Annotated in this window: 32 protein-coding genes; 14 read left to right on the top strand and 18 right to left on the bottom strand. The window is 65.6% G+C overall.

Features of this window, described 5'->3' with window-relative positions; genetic code table 11:
• Positions 1–24 precede the first annotated feature (24 nt).
• Together ACIQTX_RS11790 and ACIQTX_RS11785 are read left to right on the top strand one after the other, a co-directional pair.
• A complete protein-coding gene (locus tag ACIQTX_RS11790; protein WP_402972289.1) occupies positions 25–780 on the top strand; it encodes an SGNH/GDSL hydrolase family protein in 756 nt (251 codons plus the stop codon).
• A 31-nt stretch (positions 781–811) separates the two neighbouring features.
• Positions 812–1,558 carry a formylglycine-generating enzyme family protein gene (locus tag ACIQTX_RS11785; RefSeq protein ID WP_402972287.1) on the top strand — a complete coding sequence of 249 codons (747 nt, stop codon included), beginning with the start codon at positions 812–814 and terminating at the stop codon, positions 1,556–1,558.
• A 64-nt stretch (positions 1,559–1,622) separates the two neighbouring features.
• On the opposite strand, the gene ACIQTX_RS11780 is transcribed toward ACIQTX_RS11785, so the two are convergent.
• Positions 1,623–2,948, bottom strand: coding sequence for a nitrate/nitrite transporter (locus ACIQTX_RS11780; RefSeq protein ID WP_402972285.1), 1,326 nt, complete (start codon positions 2,946–2,948; stop codon positions 1,623–1,625).
• 77 nt (positions 2,949–3,025) lie between these two features.
• Here ACIQTX_RS11780 and ACIQTX_RS11775 point away from each other — a divergent pair, with 77 nt between their 5' ends.
• From ACIQTX_RS11775 to ACIQTX_RS11760, 4 genes are read left to right on the top strand one after another with little or no spacing between them, the layout of a single operon-like run.
• The gene (locus tag ACIQTX_RS11775) at positions 3,026–3,394 is read left to right on the top strand and encodes a VOC family protein (RefSeq protein WP_402972283.1); all 369 of its coding nucleotides are present in this window, start codon (positions 3,026–3,028) and stop codon (positions 3,392–3,394) included.
• A gap of 49 nt (positions 3,395–3,443) precedes the next feature.
• On the top strand, positions 3,444–3,617 hold the full coding sequence (locus ACIQTX_RS11770; RefSeq protein WP_402973079.1) for a hypothetical protein: 174 nt from the start codon (positions 3,444–3,446) through the stop codon (positions 3,615–3,617).
• Between the two features lie 11 nt (positions 3,618–3,628).
• Entirely contained in the window at positions 3,629–3,901 is a 273-nt protein-coding gene (locus ACIQTX_RS11765; protein ID WP_402973040.1) for a GNAT family N-acetyltransferase, read from the top strand.
• A 16-nt stretch (positions 3,902–3,917) separates the two neighbouring features.
• Entirely contained in the window at positions 3,918–4,463 is a 546-nt protein-coding gene (locus tag ACIQTX_RS11760; protein ID WP_402972281.1) for a GNAT family N-acetyltransferase, read from the top strand.
• A 26-nt stretch (positions 4,464–4,489) separates the two neighbouring features.
• On the opposite strand, the gene ACIQTX_RS11755 is transcribed toward ACIQTX_RS11760, so the two are convergent.
• From ACIQTX_RS11755 to ACIQTX_RS11745, 3 genes are read right to left on the bottom strand one after another with little or no spacing between them, the layout of a single operon-like run.
• The gene (locus ACIQTX_RS11755) at positions 4,490–4,933 is read right to left on the bottom strand and encodes a GNAT family N-acetyltransferase (RefSeq protein ID WP_402972279.1); all 444 of its coding nucleotides are present in this window, start codon (positions 4,931–4,933) and stop codon (positions 4,490–4,492) included.
• Between the two features lie 9 nt (positions 4,934–4,942).
• On the bottom strand, positions 4,943–5,494 hold the full coding sequence (locus ACIQTX_RS11750; RefSeq protein WP_402972277.1) for an AAA family ATPase: 552 nt from the start codon (positions 5,492–5,494) through the stop codon (positions 4,943–4,945).
• Between the two features lie 44 nt (positions 5,495–5,538).
• Positions 5,539–6,021 carry an HIT family protein gene (locus ACIQTX_RS11745; RefSeq protein ID WP_402972275.1) on the bottom strand — a complete coding sequence of 161 codons (483 nt, stop codon included), beginning with the start codon at positions 6,019–6,021 and terminating at the stop codon, positions 5,539–5,541.
• A gap of 92 nt (positions 6,022–6,113) precedes the next feature.
• Here ACIQTX_RS11745 and ACIQTX_RS11740 point away from each other — a divergent pair, with 92 nt between their 5' ends.
• Entirely contained in the window at positions 6,114–6,878 is a 765-nt protein-coding gene (locus ACIQTX_RS11740) for a peptidoglycan recognition family protein (protein WP_402972273.1), read from the top strand.
• An 80-nt stretch (positions 6,879–6,958) separates the two neighbouring features.
• Positions 6,959–7,804 carry a class I SAM-dependent methyltransferase gene (locus ACIQTX_RS11735; RefSeq protein ID WP_402972271.1) on the top strand — a complete coding sequence of 282 codons (846 nt, stop codon included), beginning with the start codon at positions 6,959–6,961 and terminating at the stop codon, positions 7,802–7,804.
• A gap of 55 nt (positions 7,805–7,859) precedes the next feature.
• Here the strand turns inward: ACIQTX_RS11735 and ACIQTX_RS11730 are convergent, their stop codons facing one another.
• The 3 genes from ACIQTX_RS11730 to ACIQTX_RS11720 are packed head-to-tail and all read right to left on the bottom strand — an operon-like array spanning position 7,860 to position 11,138.
• Complete coding sequence (locus ACIQTX_RS11730; protein ID WP_402972269.1) at positions 7,860–10,217, bottom strand: ATP-binding cassette domain-containing protein; 2,358 nt, start codon at positions 10,215–10,217, stop codon at positions 7,860–7,862.
• A 28-nt stretch (positions 10,218–10,245) separates the two neighbouring features.
• On the bottom strand, positions 10,246–10,656 hold the full coding sequence (locus ACIQTX_RS11725; RefSeq protein WP_028501881.1) for a VOC family protein: 411 nt from the start codon (positions 10,654–10,656) through the stop codon (positions 10,246–10,248).
• 5 nt (positions 10,657–10,661) lie between these two features.
• Positions 10,662–11,138 (bottom strand): helix-turn-helix transcriptional regulator, encoded by a 477-nt coding sequence (locus tag ACIQTX_RS11720; protein ID WP_105525379.1) that lies wholly within the window; start codon positions 11,136–11,138, stop codon positions 10,662–10,664.
• A gap of 104 nt (positions 11,139–11,242) precedes the next feature.
• On the opposite strand from ACIQTX_RS11720, the gene ACIQTX_RS11715 reads away from it, so the two are divergent.
• The gene (locus tag ACIQTX_RS11715; RefSeq protein ID WP_028501883.1) at positions 11,243–11,839 is read left to right on the top strand and encodes an HdeD family acid-resistance protein; all 597 of its coding nucleotides are present in this window, start codon (positions 11,243–11,245) and stop codon (positions 11,837–11,839) included.
• A 71-nt stretch (positions 11,840–11,910) separates the two neighbouring features.
• Here ACIQTX_RS11715 and ACIQTX_RS11710 read toward each other — a convergent pair whose 3' ends face one another.
• Positions 11,911–12,675 (bottom strand): SDR family oxidoreductase, encoded by a 765-nt coding sequence (locus tag ACIQTX_RS11710; protein WP_028501884.1) that lies wholly within the window; start codon positions 12,673–12,675, stop codon positions 11,911–11,913.
• Between the two features lie 122 nt (positions 12,676–12,797).
• Between ACIQTX_RS11710 and ACIQTX_RS11705 the strand changes: the two genes are divergently transcribed.
• The 4 genes from ACIQTX_RS11705 to ACIQTX_RS11690 all read left to right on the top strand — a co-directional run bounded on the left by ACIQTX_RS11705 (position 12,798) and on the right by ACIQTX_RS11690 (position 15,491).
• The gene (locus ACIQTX_RS11705; protein ID WP_028501885.1) at positions 12,798–13,271 is read left to right on the top strand and encodes an NfeD family protein; all 474 of its coding nucleotides are present in this window, start codon (positions 12,798–12,800) and stop codon (positions 13,269–13,271) included.
• A 9-nt stretch (positions 13,272–13,280) separates the two neighbouring features.
• Positions 13,281–14,210 carry an SPFH domain-containing protein gene (locus ACIQTX_RS11700; protein WP_028501886.1) on the top strand — a complete coding sequence of 310 codons (930 nt, stop codon included), beginning with the start codon at positions 13,281–13,283 and terminating at the stop codon, positions 14,208–14,210.
• Positions 14,207–14,983, top strand: coding sequence for a glycerophosphodiester phosphodiesterase family protein (locus ACIQTX_RS11695; protein WP_402972265.1), 777 nt, complete (start codon positions 14,207–14,209; stop codon positions 14,981–14,983). Before ACIQTX_RS11700 ends, ACIQTX_RS11695 begins: the two co-directional genes overlap by 4 nt.
• A 124-nt stretch (positions 14,984–15,107) precedes the next feature.
• Positions 15,108–15,491, top strand: coding sequence for an RNA polymerase-binding protein RbpA (locus ACIQTX_RS11690; RefSeq protein ID WP_021200565.1), 384 nt, complete (start codon positions 15,108–15,110; stop codon positions 15,489–15,491).
• On the opposite strand, the gene lnt is transcribed toward ACIQTX_RS11690, so the two are convergent.
• The 9 genes from lnt to ACIQTX_RS11645 are packed head-to-tail and all read right to left on the bottom strand — an operon-like array spanning position 15,488 to position 25,193.
• Positions 15,488–17,011, bottom strand: a complete 1,524-nt coding sequence (lnt, locus tag ACIQTX_RS11685; protein WP_402972262.1) for an apolipoprotein N-acyltransferase — start codon at positions 17,009–17,011, stop codon at positions 15,488–15,490. The two genes, ACIQTX_RS11690 and lnt, sit on opposite strands and share 4 nt — an antisense overlap.
• 11 nt (positions 17,012–17,022) lie before the next feature.
• Entirely contained in the window at positions 17,023–19,497 is a 2,475-nt protein-coding gene (locus ACIQTX_RS11680) for a DEAD/DEAH box helicase (RefSeq protein ID WP_402972260.1), read from the bottom strand.
• Positions 19,494–20,252 (bottom strand): twin-arginine translocase subunit TatC, encoded by a 759-nt coding sequence (gene tatC / locus ACIQTX_RS11675; protein WP_028501890.1) that lies wholly within the window; start codon positions 20,250–20,252, stop codon positions 19,494–19,496. The genes ACIQTX_RS11680 and tatC overlap by 4 nt, the downstream gene beginning before the upstream one ends.
• A gap of 57 nt (positions 20,253–20,309) precedes the next feature.
• Positions 20,310–20,546: a twin-arginine translocase TatA/TatE family subunit gene (gene tatA / locus ACIQTX_RS11670; RefSeq protein ID WP_028501891.1), complete on the bottom strand. Its 237-nt coding sequence runs from the start codon at positions 20,544–20,546 to the stop codon at positions 20,310–20,312.
• Positions 20,547–20,590: 44 nt separating this feature from the next.
• The gene (locus ACIQTX_RS11665; protein WP_105525384.1) at positions 20,591–21,574 is read right to left on the bottom strand and encodes a YafY family protein; all 984 of its coding nucleotides are present in this window, start codon (positions 21,572–21,574) and stop codon (positions 20,591–20,593) included.
• Positions 21,571–22,563, bottom strand: coding sequence for a helix-turn-helix transcriptional regulator (locus tag ACIQTX_RS11660; protein ID WP_402972257.1), 993 nt, complete (start codon positions 22,561–22,563; stop codon positions 21,571–21,573). The genes ACIQTX_RS11665 and ACIQTX_RS11660 overlap by 4 nt, the downstream gene beginning before the upstream one ends.
• Positions 22,563–23,474 carry a hypothetical protein gene (locus ACIQTX_RS11655; RefSeq protein ID WP_402972255.1) on the bottom strand — a complete coding sequence of 304 codons (912 nt, stop codon included), beginning with the start codon at positions 23,472–23,474 and terminating at the stop codon, positions 22,563–22,565. The genes ACIQTX_RS11660 and ACIQTX_RS11655 overlap by 1 nt, the downstream gene beginning before the upstream one ends.
• A 10-nt stretch (positions 23,475–23,484) precedes the next feature.
• Positions 23,485–24,504: a tRNA (adenine-N1)-methyltransferase gene (locus tag ACIQTX_RS11650; RefSeq protein ID WP_105525387.1), complete on the bottom strand. Its 1,020-nt coding sequence runs from the start codon at positions 24,502–24,504 to the stop codon at positions 23,485–23,487.
• A complete protein-coding gene (locus ACIQTX_RS11645) occupies positions 24,501–25,193 on the bottom strand; it encodes an HAD family hydrolase (protein WP_374954111.1) in 693 nt (230 codons plus the stop codon). Before ACIQTX_RS11645 ends, ACIQTX_RS11650 begins: the two co-directional genes overlap by 4 nt.
• Positions 25,194–25,274: 81 nt before the next feature.
• Here ACIQTX_RS11645 and ACIQTX_RS11640 point away from each other — a divergent pair, with 81 nt between their 5' ends.
• A complete protein-coding gene (locus tag ACIQTX_RS11640) occupies positions 25,275–26,123 on the top strand; it encodes a PAC2 family protein (RefSeq protein WP_028501897.1) in 849 nt (282 codons plus the stop codon).
• A gap of 7 nt (positions 26,124–26,130) precedes the next feature.
• Here ACIQTX_RS11640 and ACIQTX_RS11635 read toward each other — a convergent pair whose 3' ends face one another.
• Positions 26,131–26,955, bottom strand: coding sequence for an undecaprenyl-diphosphate phosphatase (locus ACIQTX_RS11635; protein WP_028501898.1), 825 nt, complete (start codon positions 26,953–26,955; stop codon positions 26,131–26,133).
• Positions 26,956–26,987 lie beyond the last annotated feature (32 nt).

Genomic DNA, 26,987 nt, shown 5'->3' with positions numbered 1-26,987 from the left:
GCCGACCCGCAATAGGCTGGGACGATGGCAGATGTGCGGTTCGTGGCGATCGGCGACTCGTTCACAGAGGGAGTCGGTGACGTCCTCCCGGATGGGCGGGAGCGCGGCTGGGCTGACCTCGCGGCCCAAGGATGGGCCGATGCTGCTGGACATTCGATCCAGTATGCGAACCTCGCGATCAGGGGCAAGCTCGCCTGGCCGATCGTAGAGCAGCAGCTCGAACCCGCACTCGCCCTACGCCCCACGCACCTCTCATTCAACGGGGGTGGCAATGACATGCTGCGTCCTCGCACCGATGTCGAGCACATCGCCGATGCATTCAGCCGAGTGTTGCGTCGGTGCGACGAGGAGGGCGTGACGATGATCCTCCTCTCCGGAGCGAATCCGAGCGGGCAGCTTCCGATGGGCTCGCTCGTCCAGCGCCGAGGAGATCTGCTCTCCGATGCAGTGCTGAGACGCATCGAAGAGCGCCCCGACGTGATCCGGGCGCTGAATTGGCCCGATCGTGAGCTTTCCCGGGATGCCTATTGGGCCGATGACCGTCTGCACATGAGTGCGGCCGGTCATCACCGGGTGGCGGCCCGGGTGCTGCACGCGCTGGGACTTGAGCCTCCGGAGGAGTGGTGGGCACCGACTGACAGGCTGCGTTCGGGGCCTTCGGGTCTCGCGTATTACCGGGAGTTCGTCGGTCCGTGGGTGCGTCGGCGAGTGACGCGAACATCGTCGGGGGATGGGCGCGCGGCGAAGTATCCGACGTGGGTGGAGCGGGTGCCGTCGTGAATCACGTGTGGCCCCGCTTGCGCGGCGCATCGTGAGCGACTTCGAACTGGCACGCATCTCCGCCGGTGCGTTGACGCTGAACGATGCACGTCGCGATGAGCAGCGCGACGTCGTGCTCGAGCCGTTCGAGATCGGCGTGTACCCGGTGACCGAAGAGCAGCTCGCAGAGGTTCTCGGCATCCCCGTGCAGCGTCCTCGGCGCCCCGCAACGGACCTCAGCTGGCTGCGCGCCGTGCACTTCTGCAACGCCGCCTCCGAGTGGGAAGGATTGGACCAGGTCTATTTCTTCGACGGCGAAGACGTGACCTGGGATACGACGGCGGATGGATATCGGCTCCCGACCGAAGCGGAGTGGGAGTACGCGTGCCGAGCGGGTTCGACAGGCCCGCACTACGCTCCGCTCGCAGACGCGGCGTGGACCAGTGCGGACGGGGTGTCGTCGCCGCAGGACATCGGTGGCAAGCTGCCGAACCTCAACGGTCTCTTCGACACACTCGGCAACGTCTGGGAATGGTGCTGGGATCTCCTCGATCCGGCTCGCTATGACGACTATCGAGTGTTCCGCGGGGGTGGATTCGCCGATGATGCCTGGAGCGTGCGTGCGTCGGTCCGCCGCGGTGGAGCCCCGCGCATGCATCACGATGACGTCGGGCTTCGGCTGGCACGTGGTGCGTTCGACACCGTCGGCTACGCACAGGGCTGGTCTGCGCGCGCGGACCAGGAACGTGGTGTGCAGGACGGTCCGCTGCCGTCGGGATGGACTCCGCGCGGGCGTTGAGCTCCCTCGTCGACGAGAAGCCGACGGATGCGACCCACCCCGCGAGAAGCCCGATCCAGAGTGCTCAGCGTCGGCGTTCTGGATCGAGACCCATCCGGATCCGGGTCCGCTTTCGCTCGATCAGGATGAACACCGTGCCGATGATCCACAGCGGGATCGGCATCAGGAAGGCGATCCGGAAGGCCTCGAGCGAATACGTCTCGGGGGTGCCGGCGCCCTGCAGGTCGAGCGCGAGACCGATGAGGAAGATCGCGATGAGCGCGGCGATGAAACCGCCGGCGTTCGTCACACCCGTGGCCGTGCTCAGACGGTGGGTCGGGTTGTGCGTCCTGGCGTGGTCGAACGCGATCATCGAGGCAGGACCGCCGGTCGCGAGGGCGATCGCCAGCACGTAGAGGAGCCAGATCGGCGCCGTGTCCGGCAATGAGATGACGACGATCCACGCCGCCATCTGCACGCCGACGGCCGGGAGTACCAGAGCGAGCGAGCGATGATTCGGAAGTCGACGGGAGAGGTCGCCGATGATCGGTCCGAGAAGCATGCCCGCAATGACATATACCGAGATGATTCCGGCGGCATGGGCGGTATCGAGCCCCTCAGCCGCTGTGAGGAACGGCATCCCCCACAACAGCACGAAGGCGGTGCCTGCGAATGGTGTCGTGAAGTGCGACCAGAACGCCAGACGCGTGCCCGGATGTGCCCAGGCCGCACGTATGCCGACTCCGGTATCTATCGCGGACGTGACGACGCGGACGACACCGGTATCGGTATTCACCGTGACGTCGGCGCCGCGTTCGGCGGGGTGGTTGCGAATGACCAGGGCGACGAGGACCGTGAACAGCACCCCGAGTCCGGCGATGCTGCCGAACGTGATGGTCCAACTCGTGGCGTGGAGGAGCGCGGCGAGGGGGACCAGGGCGATCAGCTGGCCGGCCTGACCGATGATCCCGGTGAACTGCACCATGAGGGGTCCGCGCTGGGCCGGAAACCAGGTCGCGACGAGACGCAGCACGGCGGGGAAGATCGCGGCATCGCCGGCGCCGAGCAGCACACGCGCGAAGATCGCGATGCCGATGCTGGGGGAGAGGGCCATGGTCAGCTGCCCTGCGGCCATGAGGAACATGCCGATCGTCATGATCGGTCGGGAGCCGAAGCGATCGAGAAGCACGCCGACGGGGATCTGCATTCCGCCGTATACGGCGAGCTGAACCACGGCGAACAGGGCGAGCGTCGACGCGTCCGCCTGGAACCGGTCCGCCGCTTCGACGCCGACCGCCCCGAGAGATGTGCGGTTCGTGATCGCCAGCACGTAGGCCGCGACTCCGACAGACCAGATCACCCACGCTCGCCATCCCGGTGTCGAGACGGGGGAGTGGGAGACCTGCGGCACGCCTCAACGCTACTCCTCCGGCGGCACGCCGCCGGCGACCGCGGTGCGATGTCGGTGGTGGTGGCTACGGTGGCGCCATGACCAGTTCACCTCTGCACCACTCACTCGACTACGTCGAGCTCGTCGTCACCGATCTCGCGTCATCGAAGCGTTTCTTCGCTGACGCGTTCGGCTGGAGTTTCAATGACTACGGGCCCGGGTATGCGGGAATCGTGTCCCCGCGCGGCGACGGCAACGAAGCCGGCGGCCTGATGCTCGCCGACGAGGCACGTCCTGTCGGCGGCCCCCTGGTGCTTCTCTATTCCGACGATCTCGACGCTACGAAGGCAGCCATCGAGAAGGCCGGCGGCACGATCCTCCAAGAGCCGTATGAGTTCCCCGGCGGGCGCCGCCTGCACTTCGCCGACCCGACGGGCAACGAGCTCGGAGTCTGGTCCACGCAGTAGCACTCGAACCCGGCATCGGCGGTCTCGTGCGCGTGCGACGATTGCGGGTATGACCGACATCGTGGCGGGGAGCGTTCCCGAGGACATAGCGAAGTGCCTAGATGTCTGGGTGCAGGCGCTTCGTCACCGCGACGGCGATGTCGACGCGGAGACGGTCGCAGAACGCATGCGGACGCTGTTCGACGGTCCTCTCATCCGGTTCGCGCTCACGGGGCCCCCTTAGTCGGTTTCGCCCTGACCGCACCGAAGTCGGGCGATGCGACGGTAGCGGTGCTGGAGCGGATCGCCGTGCTGCCAGCGTCTTCCGGACTGGGCACCGGCCGTGCTCTTCTGCAGGACGCGGTGCAAGCCTCGAAGGACGCCGGGTTCTCCACGATCGAGCTCGCTGTGAGGCAAGGGAACCCGGCCATCCGGTTCTACGAGGGGGAGGGGTTCGAGCCGATCTCCGGTCCGGGTCCTCACCCGCTCGGAGGCGAGCCCATGATCACCTACAGTCGCGATCTCTGAGCGCGATACTGGGGTGATGGTGGCGCGCCCGGCAATCACAGTCCCACGAATCTCCGGACTCGGAGTCGTCCTCCGCCCGTTCGAGGCTCGTGATGTCGACGCCGTACGAGACGCATCGTCGGATCCTTCGATCACGGACGTCACCACCGTTCCCACCGTTGCTGATCCCGGACTCGCGGAGGAATGGCTGGCGCGGCAGCACGAACGAGCAGCCACCGGTGTCGGATACTCGTTCGCGATCGAAGCGGACGAAGAATGCGTGGGGCAGATCGGTCTCTGGCTTCGAGAACGGGATCAGGGACGCGCCACCATCGGCTATTGGATCCGGCCTGCACGGCGCCGTCGGGGATACGCGCTCGGCGCGTTGCGCACCCTCACGGAGTGGGCATGGCACCTGCCGGATGTGCATCGTCTGCAGGTACACATCGATCCAACGAACGTTGCCTCACTTCGGACAGCTGAACAGGCAGGGTACGAGCGCGAAGGCCTGCTCCGTTCGTGGCAGAAGATCGGTGATGAGCGCAGAGACATGCTCGTGCACAGCCATCTGAGACCGCGGTAGCGCAGACACCGACAGAGTGTGCAGCATCACGCTGGAGCCGGTACCCACCGCAGAGCCTTGGTTTCTCGACGCTCGAACCCCAGTGACTCGTACAAGCGAATCGCGGACTCGCGCTCAGGGCGAGAGGTGAGGTCGAGCGTGCGGAGCCGCCGTCGCGTCGACTCGTCGATGATCGCTGTGAGCAGGAGGCGGGCGATCCCGCGGCCGCGTGCCCGACGATCGACGACGACATCCTCGACGATGCCGCGCCAGCCGGTGACGAGCGGCAAGGTCACCAGCGTCGCCATCCCGACGATCCGATCTTGCTCACGGGCCAGGAACAGATGGCTGTCCGGCGCGGCGATCAGGGTCCTCAGTCGGTCGAGGTCGAATGTGGCGGTCGACGACAGCTGGGGGAGCAAGGCCTCGATCTGCGGAGCATCGCTCTCCGAGAGGGCCACCACTGGAGAGATGTCTATGTCGTCCGCCATCCGGTGATCCTACATACCGAGGTGCCGTCGCTGGGCCCTGCAGTGGCCGAGATCTTCGAGGATGCTCTTCAAGAGCTGATCGGTGGTCGTCTCCGGGCCGACGCGCCGCTCATCGAACCAGGGGAGTGGTTGCCACCCGTCGTGCCATCGGCGGATCTCGTCTTCCCCGAACTCGTGTGCGAGCGGCCTGCCGGCGTGTCGCCGAATCGTCTCGTCGAGTCCGACATCGAACTGGTAGATCAGCGTCGTTCCGCGGTGTTCGCGGTGTAGCCGTTCGAAAGCGTCCGAGTAGTCGCGCAGATTGAAGATTCCGTCGAGGATGACGTCGTATCCGAGATCCAGCGCCTGCCGGGCGGTGCCGGTGATCAGGATGCTCGCATCTCGAGAACGTTGCAGTCGATCGGCGCCGTGCAACAATTCGCGGCGAAAGTGATCCTGCGAAATGAGGGCGACCCGCTCGCCGAGTTCGGACCGCAGTGCCGTCGCCGTCGTCGTCTTTCCCGACGCCGCATCGCCGCGGAGGATGACGAGACGTGTGGAGTCGCTGCCGGTGAGAGCCATCGAATCATCCTTGCAGCGCCTGCCCGGCCGGTCCAGACGGGCGATCAATCGAGCGCGAACGGCATCCCCAGGGCGGCCCTGAGTCTCGATGCGAATGTCGCGCGATGGTCGGAATCCACCCAGTCCGCGTCGCCGTGCCGTTGGTACAGAAGATCACCCGGATAGCGGGGGAACACATGCACGTGCAGGTGCCAGACGTCCTGGCCTCCTGCGGGCTCATTGTGCTGCCGGATCGAGGTCCCCTCGCATCCGTACGACGACCGGATGCCGATCGCCACCTTCTGCGTCAGATCCCACACGGCGAAGCCATCCTCCGGTGACAGTTCATAGATGTTCTCCACATGTGTCCGCGGGATGACGAGCGCAGCTCCGGGGTTTCCCGGCCACCATTTCGGAGCAATCCGGGCGAATGCGCGGTCTGTGACGGCGACCACGTCGGACGGCGTGCTGTGTTCGTCGAACAGACCCTGTTGGAACCTGCAGAACGGACACGCATAGCCGGGCGGCTCATGGGTGGTCGGGTGCACGCATCGATCCTCGCACGGGGGGAGAGGGTGATCCTGGCGGCGGGGGCTGTGTCCGTCTCCCCGTTCCTGTCGGGCGCGTGTTGAATAGGCGAATGTCGCACTCTCTGCCGCCCGACCCCGTCGCAGGACCTTTGGCACACACCCGTCGGCGCTTCCTCCTCGCTGCCGGCACGGGTGTTGTCGTTACCGCAGCGGGAGTGTGGTTAGCGACGACCTCGGCGGCGCCCGACAACGAGACGACGACCCTGGATCCGGACAACCCGAGAGAGCTGTCGGAATATGCCCCCGTCTACGAGCGTGCGGTGAGAGGCCTCGAAGCGCCTCTCGGGTTCACGGACTGTGCGAACCCCACCGTCCGGGCTCATCGTGACACCGCGGGTAGCGACGGTCACGCGGTCACGCCGGTCATCGATCGGTTCGTTATCCACCACACCGGTACGACGGCGGACCAGTTGGATTTCCTCTCGCGCTGCAACAAGCGGTCGTCCGCGCCGACCTTCTATCTGCGCAATGATGGATCAGTCATCGAGTTGATTCGCCCAGGCGCGAAACCGTCCGCAACCGGAGCCGACTGGAACTGGCGATCCGTGGCAGTGGAGACTCTGAACGCCACGGGTGCGCCTGAGTACACCGTGACGGACGCTCAGCTGGAAGAACTCGCGCAGATGATCGCGTGGCTCGCGACTTTTGATGGCAAGAGTCTGGACGGCGTGCCGGTGTCGTTCACGATCGACCGGGAGCATGTCATCACGCATCGGGAGACCTGGTCGGGCACCGAGTGTCCCGGCCCGTACCTGCAATCTCGACTCGACGACATCGTGAGCCGTGCCCGGCAGATCTTCGACGGCGGGGAGTGACCTCGTTCACATGAACTGACATAATGTGCATTATCGGATATCCCACACGATGCGAGAGCGGCGCTCGATAGGCTCACATCGTGAACGGAAACAATGTCGACATCGACTGGGAATCCGCACGGGACGCGAACCAGGAGAACTGGGAAGATCGAGTCCCGTTGCATGAGAACGCCTACGGGCTCGACGTCTTTGACGAGCCAAGCCATCTCAGCGACGTCGTGCGTGACGATCTTGAGACGATGTCTGCGTTCCTTCCATCAGGAAGTCTGTCCGGGCTCGACCTGTGTCACCTCCAATGTCACATCGGCACCGACACGATCTCCCTGGCGCGCGCCGGCGCGAAGGTCACCGGCGTCGACTTCTCGCCGTCCGCGCTTCGTGCCGCCAGCGACCTTGCGACGCGTCTGGGCGTCGAGGCGACCTGGGTGGAGACCGACGTCCTCGACGCACGAGCCGCAGTGGAAGGCGACTTCGATGTCGTCTACACGAGCATCGGGACGATCACCTGGCTCGACGACTTGGACCGGTGGGCTGCGCAGATCGTGGCATTGCTCCGTCCCGGCGGCACGTTCTTCATCCGTGACGGCCATCCGGCGCTCTATGCGCTGGATGAGGACGCCCCAGGACTGATCACCCGTTACCCCTATTTCGCGACCGGGCACGCCCAGCAATGGGATGACGACTCCACCTATGCAGGAGACGGGCGCACCGCTCATACCCGCACGTACGAGTGGCCGCACCCGCTGTCCGAGATCCTCGGCGCGCTGCTCCGGGCCGGCCTCAGACTCGTTCACTTCGATGAAGGTCGAACCCTGCCGTGGCAGTTCAGCGACCGCATGCTCGAGGTTCCCGGCGGCTACGCCTGGCCGGCGAGCGAACGTGACCTGGTGCCCTGCACGTACACGATCATCGCCCGCCGAGACTGAAGCATCCCGCAGCGGTTTCGGAGGGACGCAGCAGCGCGGCATCCCTCCGAAACCATCAAGCGCCGACGTACTCGGCGAGGTGCTCCCCCGTGAGTGTCGATTTTTGGGATACCAAATCGGTCGGCGTTCCCTCGAACACGACCTTTCCACCGTCGTGGCCAGCTCCGGGCCCGATGTCGATGATCCAGTCCGCGTGTGCCATGACCGCCTGATGATGCTCGATCACGATCACCGTCTTGCCGGCGTCGACGAGTCGATCCAGCAACCCGAGGATCTTGTCTACATCGGCCAGGTGAAGGCCCGTCGTGGGCTCGTCGAGAACGTAGACATCGCCCTTCTCCCCCATCTGGATCGCGAGCTTGATCCTCTGGCGCTCGCCTCCCGACAGCGTGGAAAGCGGCTGTCCGAGTGACAGATATCCGAGGCCCACGTCTTCCATGCGTCCGAGGATCGCCGTGGCCGCAGGCAGCTTGGCTTCTCCGTCGCTGAAGAAGACTCTCGCCTCCGATACGGGAAGATCGAGAACCTGGGTGATGTCCTTGCCGGCCAGCTTGTATTCGAGCACGCTCGTCTGAAAGCGCTTGCCGCCGCAGTCTTCGCAGGGCGTCTCGATCGTGTCCATGAACCCGAGCTCAGTGATGATCACGCCAGCGCCCTTGCAGGAGGGGCAGGCTCCCTCGGAGTTCGCGCTGAACAGAGCAGGCTTGACGCCGTTCGCCTTCGCGAAGGCTTTGCGGATCGGCTCCAGAAGTCCCGTGTACGTCGCGGGGTTGCTCCGCCGAGAGCCCTTGATCGCGGCCTGGTCGATAGCGACGACGCCCTCGCGCTTGGAAACGGATCCGTGGATGAGCGAGCTCTTACCCGAACCCGCCACTCCCGTCACGACGGTGAGCACGCCCGTCGGAATGTCGACATCGACGTCCTGCAGGTTGTTGGCCGTCGCGCCGCGGACCTCGATCGCTCCAGTGCCCGCGCGCACCGCATCCTTCAGCTGCGCCCGATCGTCGAGGTGATCTCCGGTCTTCGTGCCGCTGGCCTTCAGTCCCTCGACCGTGCCCTCGAAGCAGATCTCCCCGCCGGCACTCCCCGCACCCGGCCCCAGGTCGACGACGTGGTCGCCGATGACGATGGTCTCGGGCTTGTGCTCGACGACCAGCACGGTGTTGCCCTTGTCGCGAAGCTGGAGCAGCAGCCCGTTCATCCGCTGGATGTCGTGCGGGTGCAACCCGATGGTCGGCTCGTCGAACACATAAGTGATGTCGGTGAGCGACGACCCGAGGTGGCGCAGCATCTTGATGCGCTGCGCCTCTCCCCCGGAAAGGGTTCCGGAGGGGCGCTCGAGGCTGAGGTAGCCGAGGCCGAGGGTCACGAACGCATCGAGGTTGGCGCTGAGCGCCTGCAGCAACGGTCCTGCTTCTGGGAGGTCCAGCCCGCGCACCCATTCGGCGAGGTCTGTCACCTGCATCCGACATGCATCCGCGATGCTGACGCCCTCGATCTTGGAGGAGCGCGCGCCTTCCGTGAGCCGGGTGCCGTCGCACTCCGGGCAGACCGCGAAAGTGGCGACCCGCTCGACGAACGCCCGGATGTGCGGCTGCAGCGCATCGAGGTCTTTCGACAGCATCGACTTGGTGATCTTCGGGATCAGACCCTCGTAGGTCATGTTGATCCCGGAGATCTTCACCTTCGTGACCTCGCCGTAGAGGAAGAGATGGCGTTGTTTGTCAGTGAACTCAGCGATCGGCTTGTCAGCCGGATAGAAGCCCGACTGCGAGAAGCCCTTCACCATCCACCCGTCGGCGGTGTATCCGGGCACCATGATGGCGCCCTCGTCGAGCGACTTGGACTCATCGATGATCTGGGCGAGATCGAGGTCGGACACCGCTCCCCTGCCCTCGCATCGCGGGCACATGCCACCGAGATAGATCGCATCCTTCACGATCTTCTTCTCGCCGCCGGGGCCGGTCATCACCCCGCTGGCCTTCTGCGTCGGGATGTTGAACGAGAACGCCGTAGGTCCGCCGATGAACGGCTGCCCGAGCTTGCTGAACAGGATGCGGAGCATCGCGTTCGCATCGGTGACGGTTCCGACAGTCGACCGCGGGTTGGCGCCGAGGCGCTCCTGATCGACGATGATCGCGGTCGTAAGCCCCTCGAGGATGTCGACGTCTGGCCGAGGCACCGACGGCATGAAGCCCTGCACGAAAGCGCTGTAGGTCTCGTCGATCATCCGCCGAGACTCCGCGGCGATCGTGTCGAAGACGAGCGAGCTCTTCCCCGAACCGGACACGCCGGTGAACACGGTCAGGCGACGTTTCGGAATGTCGACGCTGACATCTTTCAGGTTGTTCTCCCGTGCGCCTTGCACCCGAATCAGGTCATGGGTGTCGGCGGGGTGCTCGTCAGCGGTCATCGGCGTCCTTCGTAGGGTCGGTTGATGGTCAGGCGGCCTGGTTGATACGGAGCAGATTGCCTGCGGGGTCGCGGAATGCGCAGTCTCGAACGCCGTACGGCTGGTCCATCGGCTCTTGGACGACATCGGCGCCGCCTTCGACGAGGCGCTCGAACAGGCCGTCGACATCATCGCTCGCCAGCGTCAGAGCTGCATAGCTGCCCTTGGCGATCAGCTCGAGGATCGTCTGACGCTCGGTGTCGGTGATGCCGGGGTCGGTTGCCGGCGGGTGCAGCACGATCGACGTCTCCGGCTGGCCTTCCGGCCCGACGGTGAGCCAGCGGAGACCGTCGTAGCCGACATCGTTGCGCACTTCGAAACCGAGCGCGTCGCGGTAGAACGCGAGAGCCGCCTCGGCGTCGGTGTGCGGAAGGAATGCGTAGTGGATGCTGATCTTCATGGTCTTCACGTTAGGTGCGCACCGGTACGCGGCGCTTCTTGATTCCTGATCGGTCTGGTTACCTGCTTCGCTTGGAACGAGGGAATCCCTTCGACGTTCGCGGCGCGTTCACGGTACACGCTGGGTGCGACACCGACCAGTTCCGAGAATCTCGTGCTGAATGTGCCGAGCGATGAGCACCCGACCTCGAAGCACACTTCGGTCACCGTCAGGTCGCCTCGGCGCAGGAGCGCCATCGCCCGTTCGATCCGTCGCGTCATCAGATAGGAATACGGAGACTCTCCATATGCTTCCTTGAACTGTCGGCTGAGATGGCCAGCCGACATGTGCACTCCGCGTGCGAGCGCCTCCACATCGAGTGGCTTCGCGTACTCCCGGTCGATGCGGTCCCTGACTCTTCGCATCACGGTCAGCTCGCGGAGGCGAACTTCGTCGGCGGCTGTCACCTCTCGATAGTGCCATGTCCCAGGAAGTCGCGGCATGACGGAGAGAAACGCGGGTGGCCGCTTCTCCCCCGCAGCGGGTCGCGAGAGCGCTACCCTGAGGATGCATCCTCACAGGATCTTCTCAGAAAGGGGTCCCCACCATGACTGAACCACTCACCGAGGCCAAGTCCTTGTTCAAGTCGATCCGCGTCACGCTGGCCGTCGCCGGTGTCCTCGCGCTGATCGCAGGTATCGTCCTCCTCGTCTGGCCGGTGAAGTCCGCTGTCATCGTCACGGCGATCTTCGCCTCGTACCTGATCATCGCTGGTCTGGTCTACGTCGGACTCGGTATCTTCTCGAGCGCGAAGGGCGGATGGGCACGTGTCGGCCACATCGTCCTCGGGCTGCTGTACATCGCAGCCGGTGTCATCGCGTTCTTCAACCTGAACGCTGCTGCAGCCACGCTCGCGTTCGTCGTCGTGATCTTCATCGGCGTCAGCTGGATCGTGGACGGCGTCGTGGCGCTGACCCTCCTGGGTAGCGACGGTTCTCGCGTCTGGACGCTCCTGTACGCGATCCTGAGCATCATCGCGGGAATCATCGTGCTGTTCTCGCCGCTCATCGCCGGTTTCGCTTTCTGGCTGCTGCTCGGAATCGCGCTCGTCGTGCTCGGAATCGTCCAGATCGTGCGTGCCATCACGCTCGGCAAGGACGCGAAGGAGTTCGTCGCCGCGGTTCAGGATGGCGCCGCGAGCTGACACATCCCGTCAACACACAGATCGGCCCCGTCCAGCGTGATGCAGGACGGGGCCGATCTGTGTGTCTACGCCTACTCGGCGACGAACGCGCTCACATCGCCGACCAGGCGCGTGTTGTCCGCAGGTACGGGGTCGACCGTGGCCTTGGCGACCTCAGCCGCGAACTCCGACACGTTGTACAGCTTGCCGGCCGACTCGCGGCGCTCTGCGATCGCGCCGGGGTTCGCTCGTTCCAGCAGCGTCGCGGTGATGGTGCCCTCGATCATGTCGCCGGAGACGACGGTGAATCCGACTCCCTTTTCCGCGAGGCCGGGGATGAGCTCACGAAGCGCATCCTCGCCGGCACGCTTCGAGAGCGCGACCGGCTCATACTCCGGCATGGTCGGCGTGGTGCGGATGAAGTGCGCCTGGTGGCTGGTCACGAACACGACGCGCGCGCCTTCGCCGAGCAGCGGCGTCGCCGCGTTCAGGACGTTGAGCTGTGCGTCGCGGTTCAGGGTCAGCGCGTAGTCCTCGGCCATCCCCGACTCCATGCCTCCTGAAGCGTTGAGGACCAGGACGTCGAGCCGACCGTACTCAGCGCGAATGGCGTCGAACATCTCGGCGACGGACGCCGGGTCCGTCAGGTCGGCGCCGACCACGAGCGCCCGGCGCCCGAGCTCGCGCAGCTGAGTGGCCAGCTTCTCCGCACGGGGGGCCTTGTTGCGGAAGTTGATGACGACATCGGCACCGGCCTCGGCGAGGTAGCGCACGGTATCGGCACCGATGCCCCGCGACGAACCGGTGACAAGGGCGACCTTGCCGTCAAGGGATCCTGCGGGAAGAACGTCGGTCACGGTGACTCCTCATGATGCGTGAAAAAGCCGTGATCGCACGGCCCTCACACACTACCAAGCACGCGCTGTGGCGCCGGGATCGGTGGTCCCCCGCGTGATACGTTGACCACAAAGGAGGCCGCATGGACAACTTCGCGACATTCGTCACGTTCATCGACCAATGGGCTTGGATCGGCTGGCTGGTCCTGATCGCCGTCTTCCTCGTCATCGAGATGCTCTCGCTGGATTTCACTTTCCTCATGCTGAGCTTCGGCAGTGTCGTCGGTCTCGTCACCGATCTGATCGGCGTTCCGGTCTGGGTGCAGGTGATCATCGCTGCGGCCGCTGCCGCGCTGTTCATTCTGTTCCTGCGCCCGCCGCTGCTCAAGCGATTGCGGCGCGGCGAAGACCCCACCAAGTCCAACGTCGACGCGCTCGTCGATCTGCGCGGCATCGCGCTGCATGAGATCACTCAGATCTCCGGTCAGGTCAAGCTCGCCAACGGCGACACCTGGACCGCACGCGCCGCCACCCCCGTTCCGATCCCGCAGGGTGCCCCGGTTGCCGTGAGCGCGATCAACGGCGCCACCGCCATCGTCCGTCCCGTAAACGACTAGGAGAACTCCGTGAACGACGCATCGTTCATCCCCACCGCGATCCTGTGGATCCTCGTGATCGCGATCATCATCTTCGTGGTGGTCACGGTTGCCCGCGCGATCCGCATCATCCCGCAGGCGACCGCAGGTGTCGTGGAGCGTCTCGGGCGCTATCACAAGACCTTGACCCCCGGCCTGAACGTGCTCGTCCCGTTCATCGATCGGCTGCGCCCCTTGATCGACATGCGCGAGCAGGTCGTGTCCTTCCCGCCGCAGCCCGTGATCACCGAGGACAACCTCGTGGTCTCGATCGACACCGTGGTCTACTTCCAGGTGACCGATGCGCGTGCCGCGACGTACGAGATCGCGAACTACCTCGGCGCCGTCGAGCAGCTCACCACCACCACGCTTCGCAACGTCGTCGGTGGTCTCAACCTCGAAGAGGCACTCACGAGCCGTGACAACATCAACGGCCAGCTGCGTGTGGTGCTCGACGAGGCGACCGGCAAATGGGGAATCCGTGTCGGTCGCGTGGAGCTCAAGGCGATCGATCCGCCTGTCTCCATCCAGGACTCCATGGAGAAGCAGATGCGTGCCGAGCGTGACCGTCGAGCGGCCATTCTCACTGCCGAGGGAACCAAGCAGTCGGCGATCCTCGAGGCCGAGGGTGCTCGACAGGCCGAGATCCTCCGTGCCGAGGGTGACAAGCAGGCTGCCGTTCTTCGCGCGCAGGGTGAAGCCGAGGCCATTCAGAACGTCTTCAGCGCCATCCACCAGGGAGCGCCTGACGACAAGCTCCTTGCGTACCAGTACCTGCAGATGCTGCCGAAGATCAGCGAGGGCCAGTCCAACAAGCTGTGGATCATTCCGAGCGAGCTCACCGAGGCGCTGAAGGGCATCGGCAGCGCGTTCACCCCGAAGCCGGGCCAGGGCCCGACGAACACGCTTCCGGGCGCGTGACGCACCCCTACTTCTCGAAGACGCGGCATCCCCGAGTCCTCGCCCACCGTGGTCTGATCACCGCGGCGGGCGAGGACTCGGGCGTCTGGGAGAACTCCGCTGCCGCGTTCGCGGCCGCGCATGCGGCGGGCGTGGAGTACATCGAGTCCGACTGCCAGGTCACCGCCGACGGTGATGTGGTGCTCTTCCACGATGCGACTCTCGACCGCCTCGCCGGTGACGCTCGCGCGGTCAGCGACGTCCGCACCCGAGAACTGCGTGCGCTGTTCTCCGACCACGGCGGTCTCCTCACAGTGGCCGAGGCCCTGGCGTCCTTTCCTGAAGTCCGCTTCAACATCGACGTGAAGACGGGCGCTGCGGTGGAACCACTCGGGCCGATTCTCGTCGAGCACACGCACCGGGTGCTCGTGACGAGCTTCTCCGACGCGAATCGCCGTGCGACGTTGGCTTCCGTGCTGCGATCCGGAGCATCGCTTCGCCCGGCCACGTCTGGTGGAAGCAGGACGATCGCCGCGTTGCGGGCGCTCTCCGCCCTCCGCCTCTCCCCCACTCGGGTGCTGCGCGAGATCGATGCGCTCCAGATACCGGATCGATACGGTGCTCTGAAGGTGTTGACCCCCGCCCTTCTCCGTGCGGCTCATCGCCGCAGCGTCGAAGTGCATGTGTGGACCGTCAACGACCCCGCGGAGATGCGTCGACTCGTCGCTCTCGGCGTCGACGGCATCATCTCCGACCGGGCGGACGTCGCGCTCAAGACCCTCTCCCCTCGCTAGGCAACGACGCGCCCCATAACCTCCGCCGCTGGGATTAACCTGTGAGTTCCGCCGAGAAGACGCTCGCGTGGATGAAGCGCACAGGCTGGACCGTTATACCTGACAGCGACGAGAGGACCACACAATGGCAGATCGCAGCCTGCGCGGCATCCGACTCGGCGCCCAGAGCCTACAGAGCGAAGAGGGCGTCGTTTTCATGGAGCGCCGTGAGACCACCTACACCTGTGACACTTGCGGCCACGTCACGAACCTGATGTTCGCGGCGGATGCAGAGCCGCCCCAGACCTGGGAGTGCCGCGCGTGCGGCGCCGAAGCCCGCCTGAACGTCGACGGCCAGGCCGTCACGCTCGAGGCCAGCGACGAGAAGGCCGCCCGCACCCACTGGGACATGCTCCTGGAGCGCCGTACCCGTGCCGAGCTCGAGGAACTGCTCGAAGAGCGCCTCGCGTTCATCCGCGCCCGCCGTGGCGCCGGAGAAGACCCGACCCGCGAGAAGATCGGCGCCTAGCGCTTCCTGGCGCGCCACCACCCGACCAGGAGCGCGCCGAGACCGCCCCACAGCAGGATCGCCTGTACCCAGGGGCCAAGCACCACACCAGCCGTGAGGCCGGACCGGAGCTCGACATCTTCGAGCATCGCTCCGGCCTCATCTGCGTCCAGGCTGGTGACGGTCGATCCGTCCGCGCGGATGACCTGGCTGGTTCCCACTGTGGAGACGTTGACGACGCTGCGCCCGGTCTCGATAGCACGCATGCGGGCGAATGCCAGCTGTTGAAGGTTCTCGTCCGTGCCGCGGAAGTCGGCGTTGTTGGTCTGGAACACCAGCACCTCGGCGCCGGCGTTCAACCCCTGCCAGATGACGTCGTCGTAGATGACGTCGAAGCAGATGGCGAGACCGACGAGATCTCCGTCGACATCGACAATCGGCGGGTTCGAGCCTGGTGTGTACTCCCTCTGGATGAGTCCGATCAGATCGGGAGCCAGCGCGTTGAAGAAGGCACGGTCGGGCACGTACTCGCCGAACGGAACCGGGTGCCGTTTGTCGTGCACTTGCGTCGCGGTGCCGTCGGCGTTCCACAGCATCGACGTGTTGAAGTAGCGGTCGTCCCGTCCGGTGGCCGCATTGGCCAGCAGCGGAGCGTCGATCCGGTTCGAGATGAGGGTCATGCGCCGAGCGAGGGCATCGATCTGGAACGGATCGCCATCGAGTGAGCCCTCGGGCCAGACCAGGAGATCGACGTCCTCGCCGTAGAGCGGGGCGGTCGCGTCGGTCTGCGCCTGGATGACCGCGAACGGCTCGCGCTCATCGAAGTATCCCGTCGGCCCGTTACCCTGGACGGCCGCGATCCTCATGGAACCGGTGGAGGACGTCGGGAACAGCGGTGTGAACAGCAGGACGACGACGAGTACTGCCGGCACGACAAGGCGAAGCGGAGTGCGCCAGGCGCGCAACCGCACGACCTCGATGAGCATCGCGACGATCAGCACCATCAGGAAGCCGAGCCCGCTGACTCCCACCCACGAGGAGATCGGTGCGAGCGGGCTCTCCGCCTGGCTCATGCCGATCCGTGCCCACGGGAAGCCTCCGTAGGGCCAGGAGCCGACGAACAGCTCACGGCCGACCCACAGGGCGGCAACGACGCTCGGGAGGCCCAGCAGTCGTCCTGCGGCTCCTGGGAAGGCCCGCGGCAGCCAACGGTAGGCGAGAGCGATCGGTACCAGGGCCAGAGCCGTCAGTACGCCCTCCACGACGCTGAGCGCCGCCCAGGGAATCGGGCCGAGATAGCGAGAGGTCCACGACACGAGAAGCCCGAAGAACAGGATGCCGTAGACGAGTCCGACCAGCAGCGCTCCTCCGAAGCGTCGCCCGATCAGCGCGACGAGCAGCAGTGCGGTCGCAGGGAAGGCGAGGATCCAGACTGCCGCCGCGGGATACGAGAAGAACATCAGCACGGCAGCAAGCGCTGCGCTCGATGTCGCGGCCCACAGCGGCAGGAGAGGGCGCTGTGGAACTCGGGGTTCGGGCATAGTCTTCACGCTCACATGGATGAGTAGGCGACGATGCCGCGGCGCACGCCGTCGAGGGCGGCGCGGGCAGTGCGGGCGAGCGTGGCATCCTCTGCGACGATCGACAGCTGATCGAGCAGGTCGATCGTCTGCTTCGTCCAGCGCACGAAGTCGCCGGCGGCCATGTCGGCGTCGATGAGGACTCGATCGAGCATGCCGCCGCGCGCCCAACTGTGCATCGCACCGGCCAGCCCTGCGGCCAGAGGCTCACTCCCGGGCAGGTGGTGATCCTGCTCCAGATCGTCGAGCTCGGCCCAAAGGGTGGTCGTCTTCTCGTACGCGGCTCGGAAGGCTCCACGAGGCAGGCCCCGCTCCCCCGAGTTCGCCTCGTCACGCCGGGGCTCGTACACGAGGCAGCACGCCATCGCGGCGAGGGAAGGAGCATCGAGGCCTGCCCACAGTCCCTGGCGAAGAGACTCGGCCACGAGCAGGTCCCGTTCGCCGTAGATGCGCCGCATGGTGCGTCCGGCGTCGGTCAGCGCGGCTTCTCCGTCAACCTCGGTCAGGTAGTCCAGCGTCTCCAACACCTCGACGACGCGATCGAAGACGCGCGCCACTGTTCCGGTGCGCGTCTCGATCTGACGCCGGATCCGATCGGTCTGTCGTTTGAGCTTCCAATAGCGCTCCGCCCATCGGGCATGCGCCTCACGGTCGGGGCAACGATGACAGGGGTGACGCTGCATCTGCGTCCGGAGGGTCTGAATACGCTTCATGCGCTTGTCGCGAGAGGCCCGCGGCGCGTTCGAGTCCTGCCGGTTCTTCTTCTCGAGGTCGCTCAGCTCACGTCGGATGGCCGCGTACTCCGGGAAATCGCCGTGCTCGCAGGCCATCGCCGTCTGGTAGCCCGCAAGCGACTCCTCGGCCTCCCGCACCTGCCGTGCGAGTCCGACGACTGCGCGATCCGCCTGGAACTGCGCGAACGACGACTCGAGGATCTGCCGGGCCCTGGACTTGCCGAACATGTCGATCAGGTTGACGGCCATGTTGTAGGTGGGCCGGAAGCTGGAATTCAGCGGGTAGGTGCGTCGGGACGCGAGCGCCGCGACCGACTGCGGATCCATCCCCTCGGTCCACTGCACGACAGCGTGGCCCTCGACGTCGATCCCCCGACGCCCTGCGCGTCCGGTGAGCTGGGTGTACTCCCCCGACGTGATGGCGACACGGGCTTCGCCGTTGAACTTCTCCATCTTCTCGAGCACGACAGTGCGCGCCGGCATGTTGATTCCGAGCGCGAGGGTTTCCGTGGCGAAGACGACTTTCACGAGCTTGCGCTGGTAGAGCTCCTCGACGACTTCCTTGAAAGCGGGCAGCAGTCCGGCGTGGTGGGATGCCACACCCCGTTCGAGGTTGTCGAGCCACTCCCAGTAGCCCAGCACGCCGAGATCCTCCTCCTGGAGGGTGCGCGTGCGCTCTTCGACGATCGCGCGGATCTCGGCCCGTTCGTCGTTCGAGGTCAGCCTGATGCCGGAGCGACGTACCTGCTGCACGGCCGCGTCGCAGCCCACCCGGCTGAAGATGAAGAAGATCGCGGGGAGCAGGTTCGCGCGCTCCAGCAGGCGGATGACATCGGGGCGATCCATCCGCTCGATGCTGCGGACATTCGAGGCTCGGACCGGACGGCGGCCGCCGCGGGGCGGCCGCTGGGCTTGGCGACCCGCGTGTCGGTTGCTGCGATAGGACTGCGCCTGACGGTTGTTGTCGTAGTTCGAACCTGTCGATGAGCGGATGCGCATCAACTCCTGGTTCACCTGTGCTGTGGCGATTCCGGCACGATCGTCGAACAACGGAAGGAGGTCGTCACGGACCAGCACGTGCTGCTCCAGAGGCACGGGCCTGATCTCCGAGACGATCACCTCGGTATCGCCGCGAACCGTGTCGAGCCAGTCGCCGAACTCCTCCGCGTTGGACACCGTGGCACTCAACGACACCAGCCGCACACGGGCCGGGAGGTGGATGATGACCTCTTCCCAGACCGCGCCGCGGAACCGATCTGCGAGGTAGTGGACCTCGTCCATGATCACGTACCGCAGGTCACGCAGGGCCGCGGAATCGGCATAGATCATGTTTCGCAGCACTTCGGTGGTCATCACCACGATGCGGGCGTTGCCGTTGATGTTCGTGTCGCCGGTGAGCAACCCCACCTGGTCGGCGCCGTACACCTCGACCAGTTCACGGAACTTCTGGTTCGACAGCGCCTTCATCGGCGTCGTGTAGAACGCCTTGTCGCTCGAAGTCTGCATGGCGAGGTGGATCGCGAACTCGCCGACGATCGTCTTTCCGGCACCGGTCGGCGCGGCGACGAGCACGCTGCGTCCGCTCTCGAGCGCATGACACCCCGCGACCTGGAACGGATCGAGCTGGAACTTCTGCAGTGCCGCGAATGCCGTCGACTGCGGATGCTCCACTGCTTCCTGCGCGCGCGCGTACTTCTCCGAAGGAGAACTCATGCCGGATCCGGCAGAAGCCCCGAGGCCTCGTCGCGCTTGCGCTTACGCCGGTCGAAGAGCATCGACAAACCTGCAGCCGCGAAGAAGAGCACGATCAGGATGCCGGCGAGCATCAGCATGCTGACGACATCCGCAGCCGGAGTCGCGAGCGCCGCGAACACCGTCGCGATGATGATCGCGACGCGCCATCCCTTGAGGATCGCTTTGCCCGACATGACTCCCGCGAGATTCAGCGCCACGAGGAACACCGGGAGGACGAAGGAGACCCCGATGACGATCATCAGCTTGAAGACGAAGTCGTAGTACTCCTGCGCGTTGTAAAGGTTCGTCGCTCCGTCCGGGGTGAAGCTCCACATGAGTTCGATCACGTGGGGCATGATCATCACACCCAGGTAGCATCCGGCGAAGAACAGCGGAACGGCGGCCACGACGAAGCCGATGGTGTACCGGATCTCCTTGCGGGTGAGCCCGGGCATGATGAACGCCCACACCTGCCAGAGCCAGACCGGCGCTGAGAGGAAGAGCCCGATCGAGAACGCGATGCGCATGCGCATGTCGAACGCGGCGGTGATCGTGCCGAAGTTCAGCGCACTGAAGTCGTCACCACGCTTCTCGGCGATGACCCTGATCGGCTCCGTGATGAAGTGGATCACCGGATCAGCCACTATGAACGCGATGACCATCCCGACGACAAGCGCGATCGCCGCGTACATCAGGCGCTTGCGCAGTTCGACGAGATGCGCGCCGAGCGACATCCGCCGATCCCGATTCGCCTTGGGCGTCACGGTCGGTTCGATGGTTGCCACGGGCGGTCAGGCGCGGGGCGGAGTCTCAGGGTCGATGCCCGAGTCCTTCACCGTGGTCGGCTCGACGACTACGGAATCGGCGCGAGAGGCGTCGTCATCCTTCATCGCCTTCATCTCGCCCTTGAACACGCGGGCCGACTGGCCCATGCTCTTCGCGAGAGCCGGCAACTTGGCAGCACCGAACAGGAGGAGGATCACGGCGAGCACGATAAGCAGGTGCCAGCCTTGCATTCCAGCGAACATGTCAGAATTCCCGTCGTCAGTGAGCGTTCGATCCAGTCTACAGATCAAACCTTTGCATCGGGCTTGTGATAGAGCGCGAGTCCTGATGCGGCCCAGTCCCTTGTCGCGGAACGCGCGACGCCGGGCTCGAGAACCTCCATCGCCCCGCCGAACCGCGCGGCAAGTCGCTTGATGCTGCGAGGGTCGGCGAGATGCAGCTGGGCGGTCACCGATCCGTCGATCGCCTCTGCTGTGCCGGTCGGCACGAATCCGCTCAGAAGCGGTGCGAGTCGCTCGGGCACCCGCACCGTGACCACGCGTTCGTCGTCCAGCCCTGCGAATGCCTCCGGCACCTGATCGCCACCATGGGTGATCCTGATGTCGGTCAGAGTCGGTGCGCTCACGCGATCGAGGTGGAAGGTGCGCATCGCCTGCCGCAGATGGCACCACCCCTGCAGATACCACTGTCCGTTCGTGATGAGGATCTGCATCGGGTCCACCGTGCGAGTCGTCGGCGCGGCGTCCGGAGCCTGGTAGGTGAATGAGATCGCGACGCCCTCGTGCAGGCCTCGTGCCACGGCCTCGCGAACCTCGTCGACGGCGCTCGGAGCCACGACCACGTCGGCGGTGGCGTCTGCTGCACCGCGGGAGAGTTTCGAGATCAGTCCGGCTACCAGACCTGAATCCGACACAGCCGGCACGGCCGCCACCATCTGCAGGCCGGCGAGAAGCGCCGCTGCTTCTCTTGCGGTGAAGCGCGGCACGCGGCGGAGGGCGACGTCGTTCGTGATCTCGATGACGTCTTCGAGATCGAGCAGATCCCAGTTGATGTCGAACATCTCCTGCGGCTGCTGCCAGTAGCCAGACTCCCCGGGCAGGCCGATGACGGTGAGCTTCTCGACCATCCCGCGCATCTCCTGCGCGGTCACACCGAACTCTGCTGCTGCCTCTTCGAGGGACACCTGACCGTGCTCGAGCAGATACGGCACGAGGGTCAAGTACAGCCGCACGCGATCAGCAGCGAGCAGCGGTTTCGATTTCGCGCTCATCTCGCCTCCTCGGCATCGGCGTTGGCGCGGACGACTGCTTGGAGCCGAGAGATGACGGCCTCACGCAGCGGTGCAGGCTCCACTACTCGTACTTCTGGCCCGTAGGAGGCAAGTTCATCGGCGAGGATGTGCAGATCGACGAAGGGAACGTTGATGCCCTGTGCCGCGGTCGTCGCCCTTCTGCCCAGGCGCAGCGCTGCCTCCGTGCCGGGGGTGATCTCCAGCAGCGCGGAGTTCTCGGATGCGACACGCTCCAGCCCCGACAGCGCACGCTCCCCCGCACCGTCACGCAGCGCAGGGTCGAATGCCTGTGAGCTCACGCGCACGTCGCCGACGATTCGACTGAGAAGGAAGGTGCGATCTTCTTCTGCGTCCACGTCGACGCCGAACACATGCCATCGAGCTTCGTAGTCGACGAGTGCCAGCGGGCGGATGCGCCGACGACGGGGTGCTTCTTCACCAGGCTTCAGATACTCGAAGGCGACCACTCTGCACCGCTCGATGGCGTCCTGAAGCGGAGAGAACGCGGCATCCCGCGCCGTGATCCGCGGAGCGAAGCCGATGATCGGCTCATCACCGTCGATGCCCAGCGCGCGAATCTTCCGGACGCCCGACTGGGCATCTCCGGAGACCGATTCCGCGCTCCAGACGCTGCCGGCGAGACGCAGGACGGCGAGCTCCGCAGGAGAGAACTCGATATCGCTGGGGAGGTCGTATTCCGCCTGCGGAATGCGATAGCGGGCCTCGCGGAGGTCGTTCGGATCAGCGGCATCTCCGATCGTCTCGATCGGAACGCCGAGCGAGCGCAACTCTTCCTTGTCACGCTCGAACATCTTCTCGAGCGCGTCTGATCGGGTGCCGGCTTCGGCGCGCTGCCGATAACCCGAGACGTTGTCGAGGATCTGCTGCTTGGTCAACCCGATCTCCGTGGCCATCAGCGCCACGACGAGATTCGTCAGGCGCTCCTCCGCGGGGATACGGGCAGCCATCACTTCGTGGGCGCCGTCACTGCGCCCAGGATGTCGACGACCACAGCAGTGGCAGGAGTGCTCTCGGACGCAGGGAAGACGACGAGGAGCTGAGATCCGACCGTGGCGCCGACGAGCTGTTCCGCCGCCGCACCGATGCTGGCTTCTGCGCCCCACGAACTCGTGGTGACCTTCTTCTCATCCCAGCCGACGCCCATGATGTTGGACACGACGATGTCGCCCGCCTTCACCTTGGGCCCGTCGCCCTTGATCAGAGTCTGCGTGGTGATCTCGGTCGGTGCCGGCACGTCGGGGATGATGACCCCAGGGGTGCCGTCAGGAGCGCGCACCACCGTCGGAAGCCCACGTGCATCGTTGAACTGCAGCGCACCCGAAGCCTTCGAGGGCATGACATCGAGAACGTCGATGACCGCGACGATGTTCTCGCCCTTGTCGAGTCCGAACGCTTCGACGTTCTGGGCCCCGAAGTCTTCAGGCGTGAGGACTGCGAGCACCCTGCTGCCGGCGGTCGCGCACTCCAGCACATCAGAGAGGCCGGCGGAGCGCTGAGCCCAGTAGTCGATGCTGTGCACACGGCTCTGGTCGCCGTTGAACTCGGACTGGTAGAGCTTCTCGCCGCTGTCGCCGCCATAGAAGGCGATGTCGAGGACCACTGGCTGGAACTTCGTCTCGAGCGCCAGGCCGTCACCGACCGTGACGTCGGCGTACGACGTCTTGTCGGACTTGACTGGTCCGAAGACCGAGACCTCCGGAAGTGAGCCGATGTCGCCGCTCACGTCTGCGACGTTCAAGATCTTTTCGTTGCCGCCGCGATCACACGCGACGGCACCGTCGGATGCGGTCGCGGTGCACCCGGTCAGGGCGAGGACGGCGAGGCTGAGGGATGCCAGAACGGCGGACGTTTTACGCACGCGCTCCAGTCTATTCCGTCGCGTGCCCGGAATCGCGCGATGCGGCAGCCAGGCGCGCCCCTTCCGCGGCCTTCTCGGCTTCCCTGGCGCGCTTGCGGAGGTTCTTGTCGCTGATCTCGCGGTCGCCGACGGCGCCGGGCGTCCACGCTTCCACGTCTTCGTCTCCGTAGCTGCTCTTCGACGCGCGTCGCTTGACCGTCGGTGCGACAGCTCCGGGCGCGAGTCTCCGAGCGGTGAGCAGGAACCCGGTGTGCGCGACCATGCGGTGGTCGGGTCGCACTGCGAGGCCTTCGACATGCCAGCCGCGGACCATCGTCTCCGAGGCTTCGGGGTCGGTGAAGAGGCCGGTGTGGCGGATGTACTCCGCCACACGCGAGAGCTGTGTCGCCGTCGCCACATAACAGAGGACGACCCCGCCCGGCGTGAGCGCCTCGGCGACGGCGTCGATGCACTCCCACGGTGCGAGCATGTCGAGCACGACGCGGTCCACGGACCCTGCGACTGCTTCGTTCGGAAGCGATTCGACCAGATCGCCCACGACGACTCGCCAGGTGTCAGGGTGCTCACCGAAGAACGTCTCGACGTTGCCGCGCGCGACATCGGCGAAGTCTTCGCGACGCTCGAACGAGATCAGTGTGCCCGCGGTGCCGATGGCGCGCAGGAGCGAAAGGGAGAGTGCGCCCGATCCGACTCCGGCCTCGACGACGACGGCGCCGGGGAAGACGTCGGCCTGCATCACGATCTGAGCGGCGTCCTTCGGATACACGATCGCCGCGCCACGGGGCATCGACATCGCGAAGTCCCGCAGCAGTGGTCGCAGCGCCAGGTAGTCGTGGCCCGAGCTGTTGGCCACCACCGACCCATCCGGCAGGCCGATCAGGTCACGGTGGCGAAGCACACCCTGGTGCGTGTGGAGCTCGCCGTCCTCCCGGAGCGTGACGGTGTGCAGACGGCCCTTGGGGCCGGTCAGCTGCACACGGTCCCCCACGCGGAACGGCCCGCTCGGCCGCTGGACACGGGATTCGGTCATCGGGTGGCTCCTGTCACGGCGCTGTTGCTGTCGAAGAGGTCGGTGAGGTCATCGGCTCCCCGGCCGGCGAGCGTCGCCCAGAGCTCATGCGCACCGAGGTGGTCGAGCGGAACGATGTGCGGCACTGCGAGCGTGAGAGCACCGGAGGCGAGGCCTGCGCGGACACCGGTCGGCGAGTCTTCGATGACGATCACCTCGGCGATGTCCACATCGAGAAGAGCAGCCGCCTGCAGATACGGCTCGGGGTGCGGCTTGGGGTTGTCGACGTCGTCGCCGGCGACGACGATGTCGAACGCCTCGAAGTCGATCAGGTCGATCACGCTCAGTGCCATCCGCCGCAGCGACATCGTCACGAGGCCGGTCGGAATGCCCGCCTCCCTCAGATCGCGGAGCAGTTCACGGGCACCGGGTCGGAAAGGGACTCCCTGAGTGCGCAGCGACTCCTGCACGAGGTCGGTCAGGTGCGAGACGATCGCTTCGGCCTCCATCGCGACGCCCGCGTTCTGCAAGATCACGGCGCTGTCGATGAGCCCGCTTCCCACGAGCTGCAGTGCGTCCTCGTGGCTCCAGGAACCTCCGAACGATTCGACCAGCGCCGTCTCAGCCGCCATCCAATACGGTTCGGTGTCGACGAGTGTTCCATCCATGTCCCAAAGGACCGCGCTGGGCTTTCTGCTCACTGAACCCATGCTAGCCGGGGTGCCGCCCGCATCCTGTCCTCGCGGACTAGCCTGGAAGGATAACGACCGCGATCTCGAAGGGAGCCCTCGATGGATGTTCTCGGTCCGCGCATCGTCATCGCCGCCTTCGACGGGTGGAATGATGCGGGTGAAGCAGCCAGCGCCGCGATCGAAGCGTTGCGCTCGTCGTCGGAGTACGACCTCGTGCATTCCGTCGACCCTGAGCTGTACTTCGACTACCAGTACACGCGCCCATCCACCCGGATGGATGCGGAGGGTCGTCGCCAGCTCACCTGGCCCGAGGCGGGACTCTGGCGACCTCGCGACCCCGGACCCGGTCCCGAGTTCTGGCTCCTCACCGGAGCAGAACCAGCGCGTACCTGGCAAGCCTTCGCCTCGGAGTTCATCGATATCGCTTTACGAGACGACATCACCGGACTCGTCACCCTGGGGGCGATGCTGTCCGATGTCCCGCACACCCGACCGATCTCGATCTTCGCCTCCAGCCAGAACGAGCAGGTCCGTGAGGCGCACGATCTCGAGCGCTCGCTCTACGAGGGCCCGGTCGGAATCCTCAGCGTCTTCGAGCACTTCGCCGAGAACGCGGGCATCCCCACGGCGAGCCTCTGGGCGAGCGTCCCCCACTATGTCGCTTCGGCGACCCCATCACCGAAGGTGACGCTCGCGCTCCTCGACCGGCTCGAGGAACTCACCGGGCTCGACATCGATCGTCAGGCGCTTCGCACGGAAGCTGCTGCATGGGAGGCGTCCATCGACGCCGCCGCGTCTGAAGACGAGGACATGGCGGAGTACATCCGCCAGCTCGAGCGCACGCGCGACACGTGGGACTCTCCCGAAGCCTCCGGCGACGCCATCGCCCAGGCCTTCGAGCGCTACCTCCGCCGCCGTGATGACGGACCAGGCGACCGAAAGCGCTGAACAGGGCTCAGGCTGCGATGACGCCGGTGCCGAGCAGGACCAGGAGTACGGTGCCAAGCAGGATCCGGTAGATCACGAACGGCAGGAAGCTGCGCTTCGAGATCCAGTTCATGAAGAATGCGATCACGCCGAGTGCGACGACGAAGGCGATGCCGGTCGCTGCGAGAGTGTCTCCGAAGGAGAAGAACGAGGGCTCGTCCCAGCTCTTGAACACCTGGTAGAAGCCACTGCCGAAGACCGCGGGGATCGCGAGAAGGAACGCATAGCGCGCCGCCGCGGCACGCTCGTAGCCGAGGAAGAGTCCGATCGTGATGGTGCCGCCAGAACGGGAGACACCGGGGATCAGTGCCAGTGCCTGCGCGAACCCGAAGGCGATGCCGTTCGGGTAGGTCAGATCGTCGAGCTTGCGACGCTTCGCCCCCACGTAGTCGGCCACCCCGAGGAGTATGCCGAAGACGATCAGCATGACAGCGACGATCCACATAGATCGGAGCACGGTCTCGATCTGATCCTGGAACAGCAGCCCCAGCACCACGATGGGGATGCTGCCGATGATTATCAGCCAACCCATCCGGGCGTCCGGGTCGTTTCGCGGGGCCTTGCCGACGAGCGAACGGAACCATTGCGTCACGATGCGCACGATGTCGCGCCAGAAGAACACCACGACCGCCGCTTCCGTGCCGATCTGCGTGATCGCGGTGAACGCCGCCCCCGGATCCTCCCCTGACGGGAGGAACGTGCCGACGATGCGCAGATGTGCGCTGGAGGAGATCGGAAGGAACTCGGTGAGTCCCTGGACGATGCCGAGGATCAGAGCTTCGAGCAGGTGCATGGAGGGCTTTCAGTTCAAGGGCGACACGGAGC

The sequence above is a fragment of the Microbacterium sp. NPDC090281 genome (assembly GCF_044769635.1).
Lineage (GTDB): Bacteria > Actinomycetota > Actinomycetes > Actinomycetales > Microbacteriaceae > Microbacterium.
Note: the sequence above shows the minus strand (reverse complement) of the source record. Positions and strands in the feature narration are given on the sequence as shown.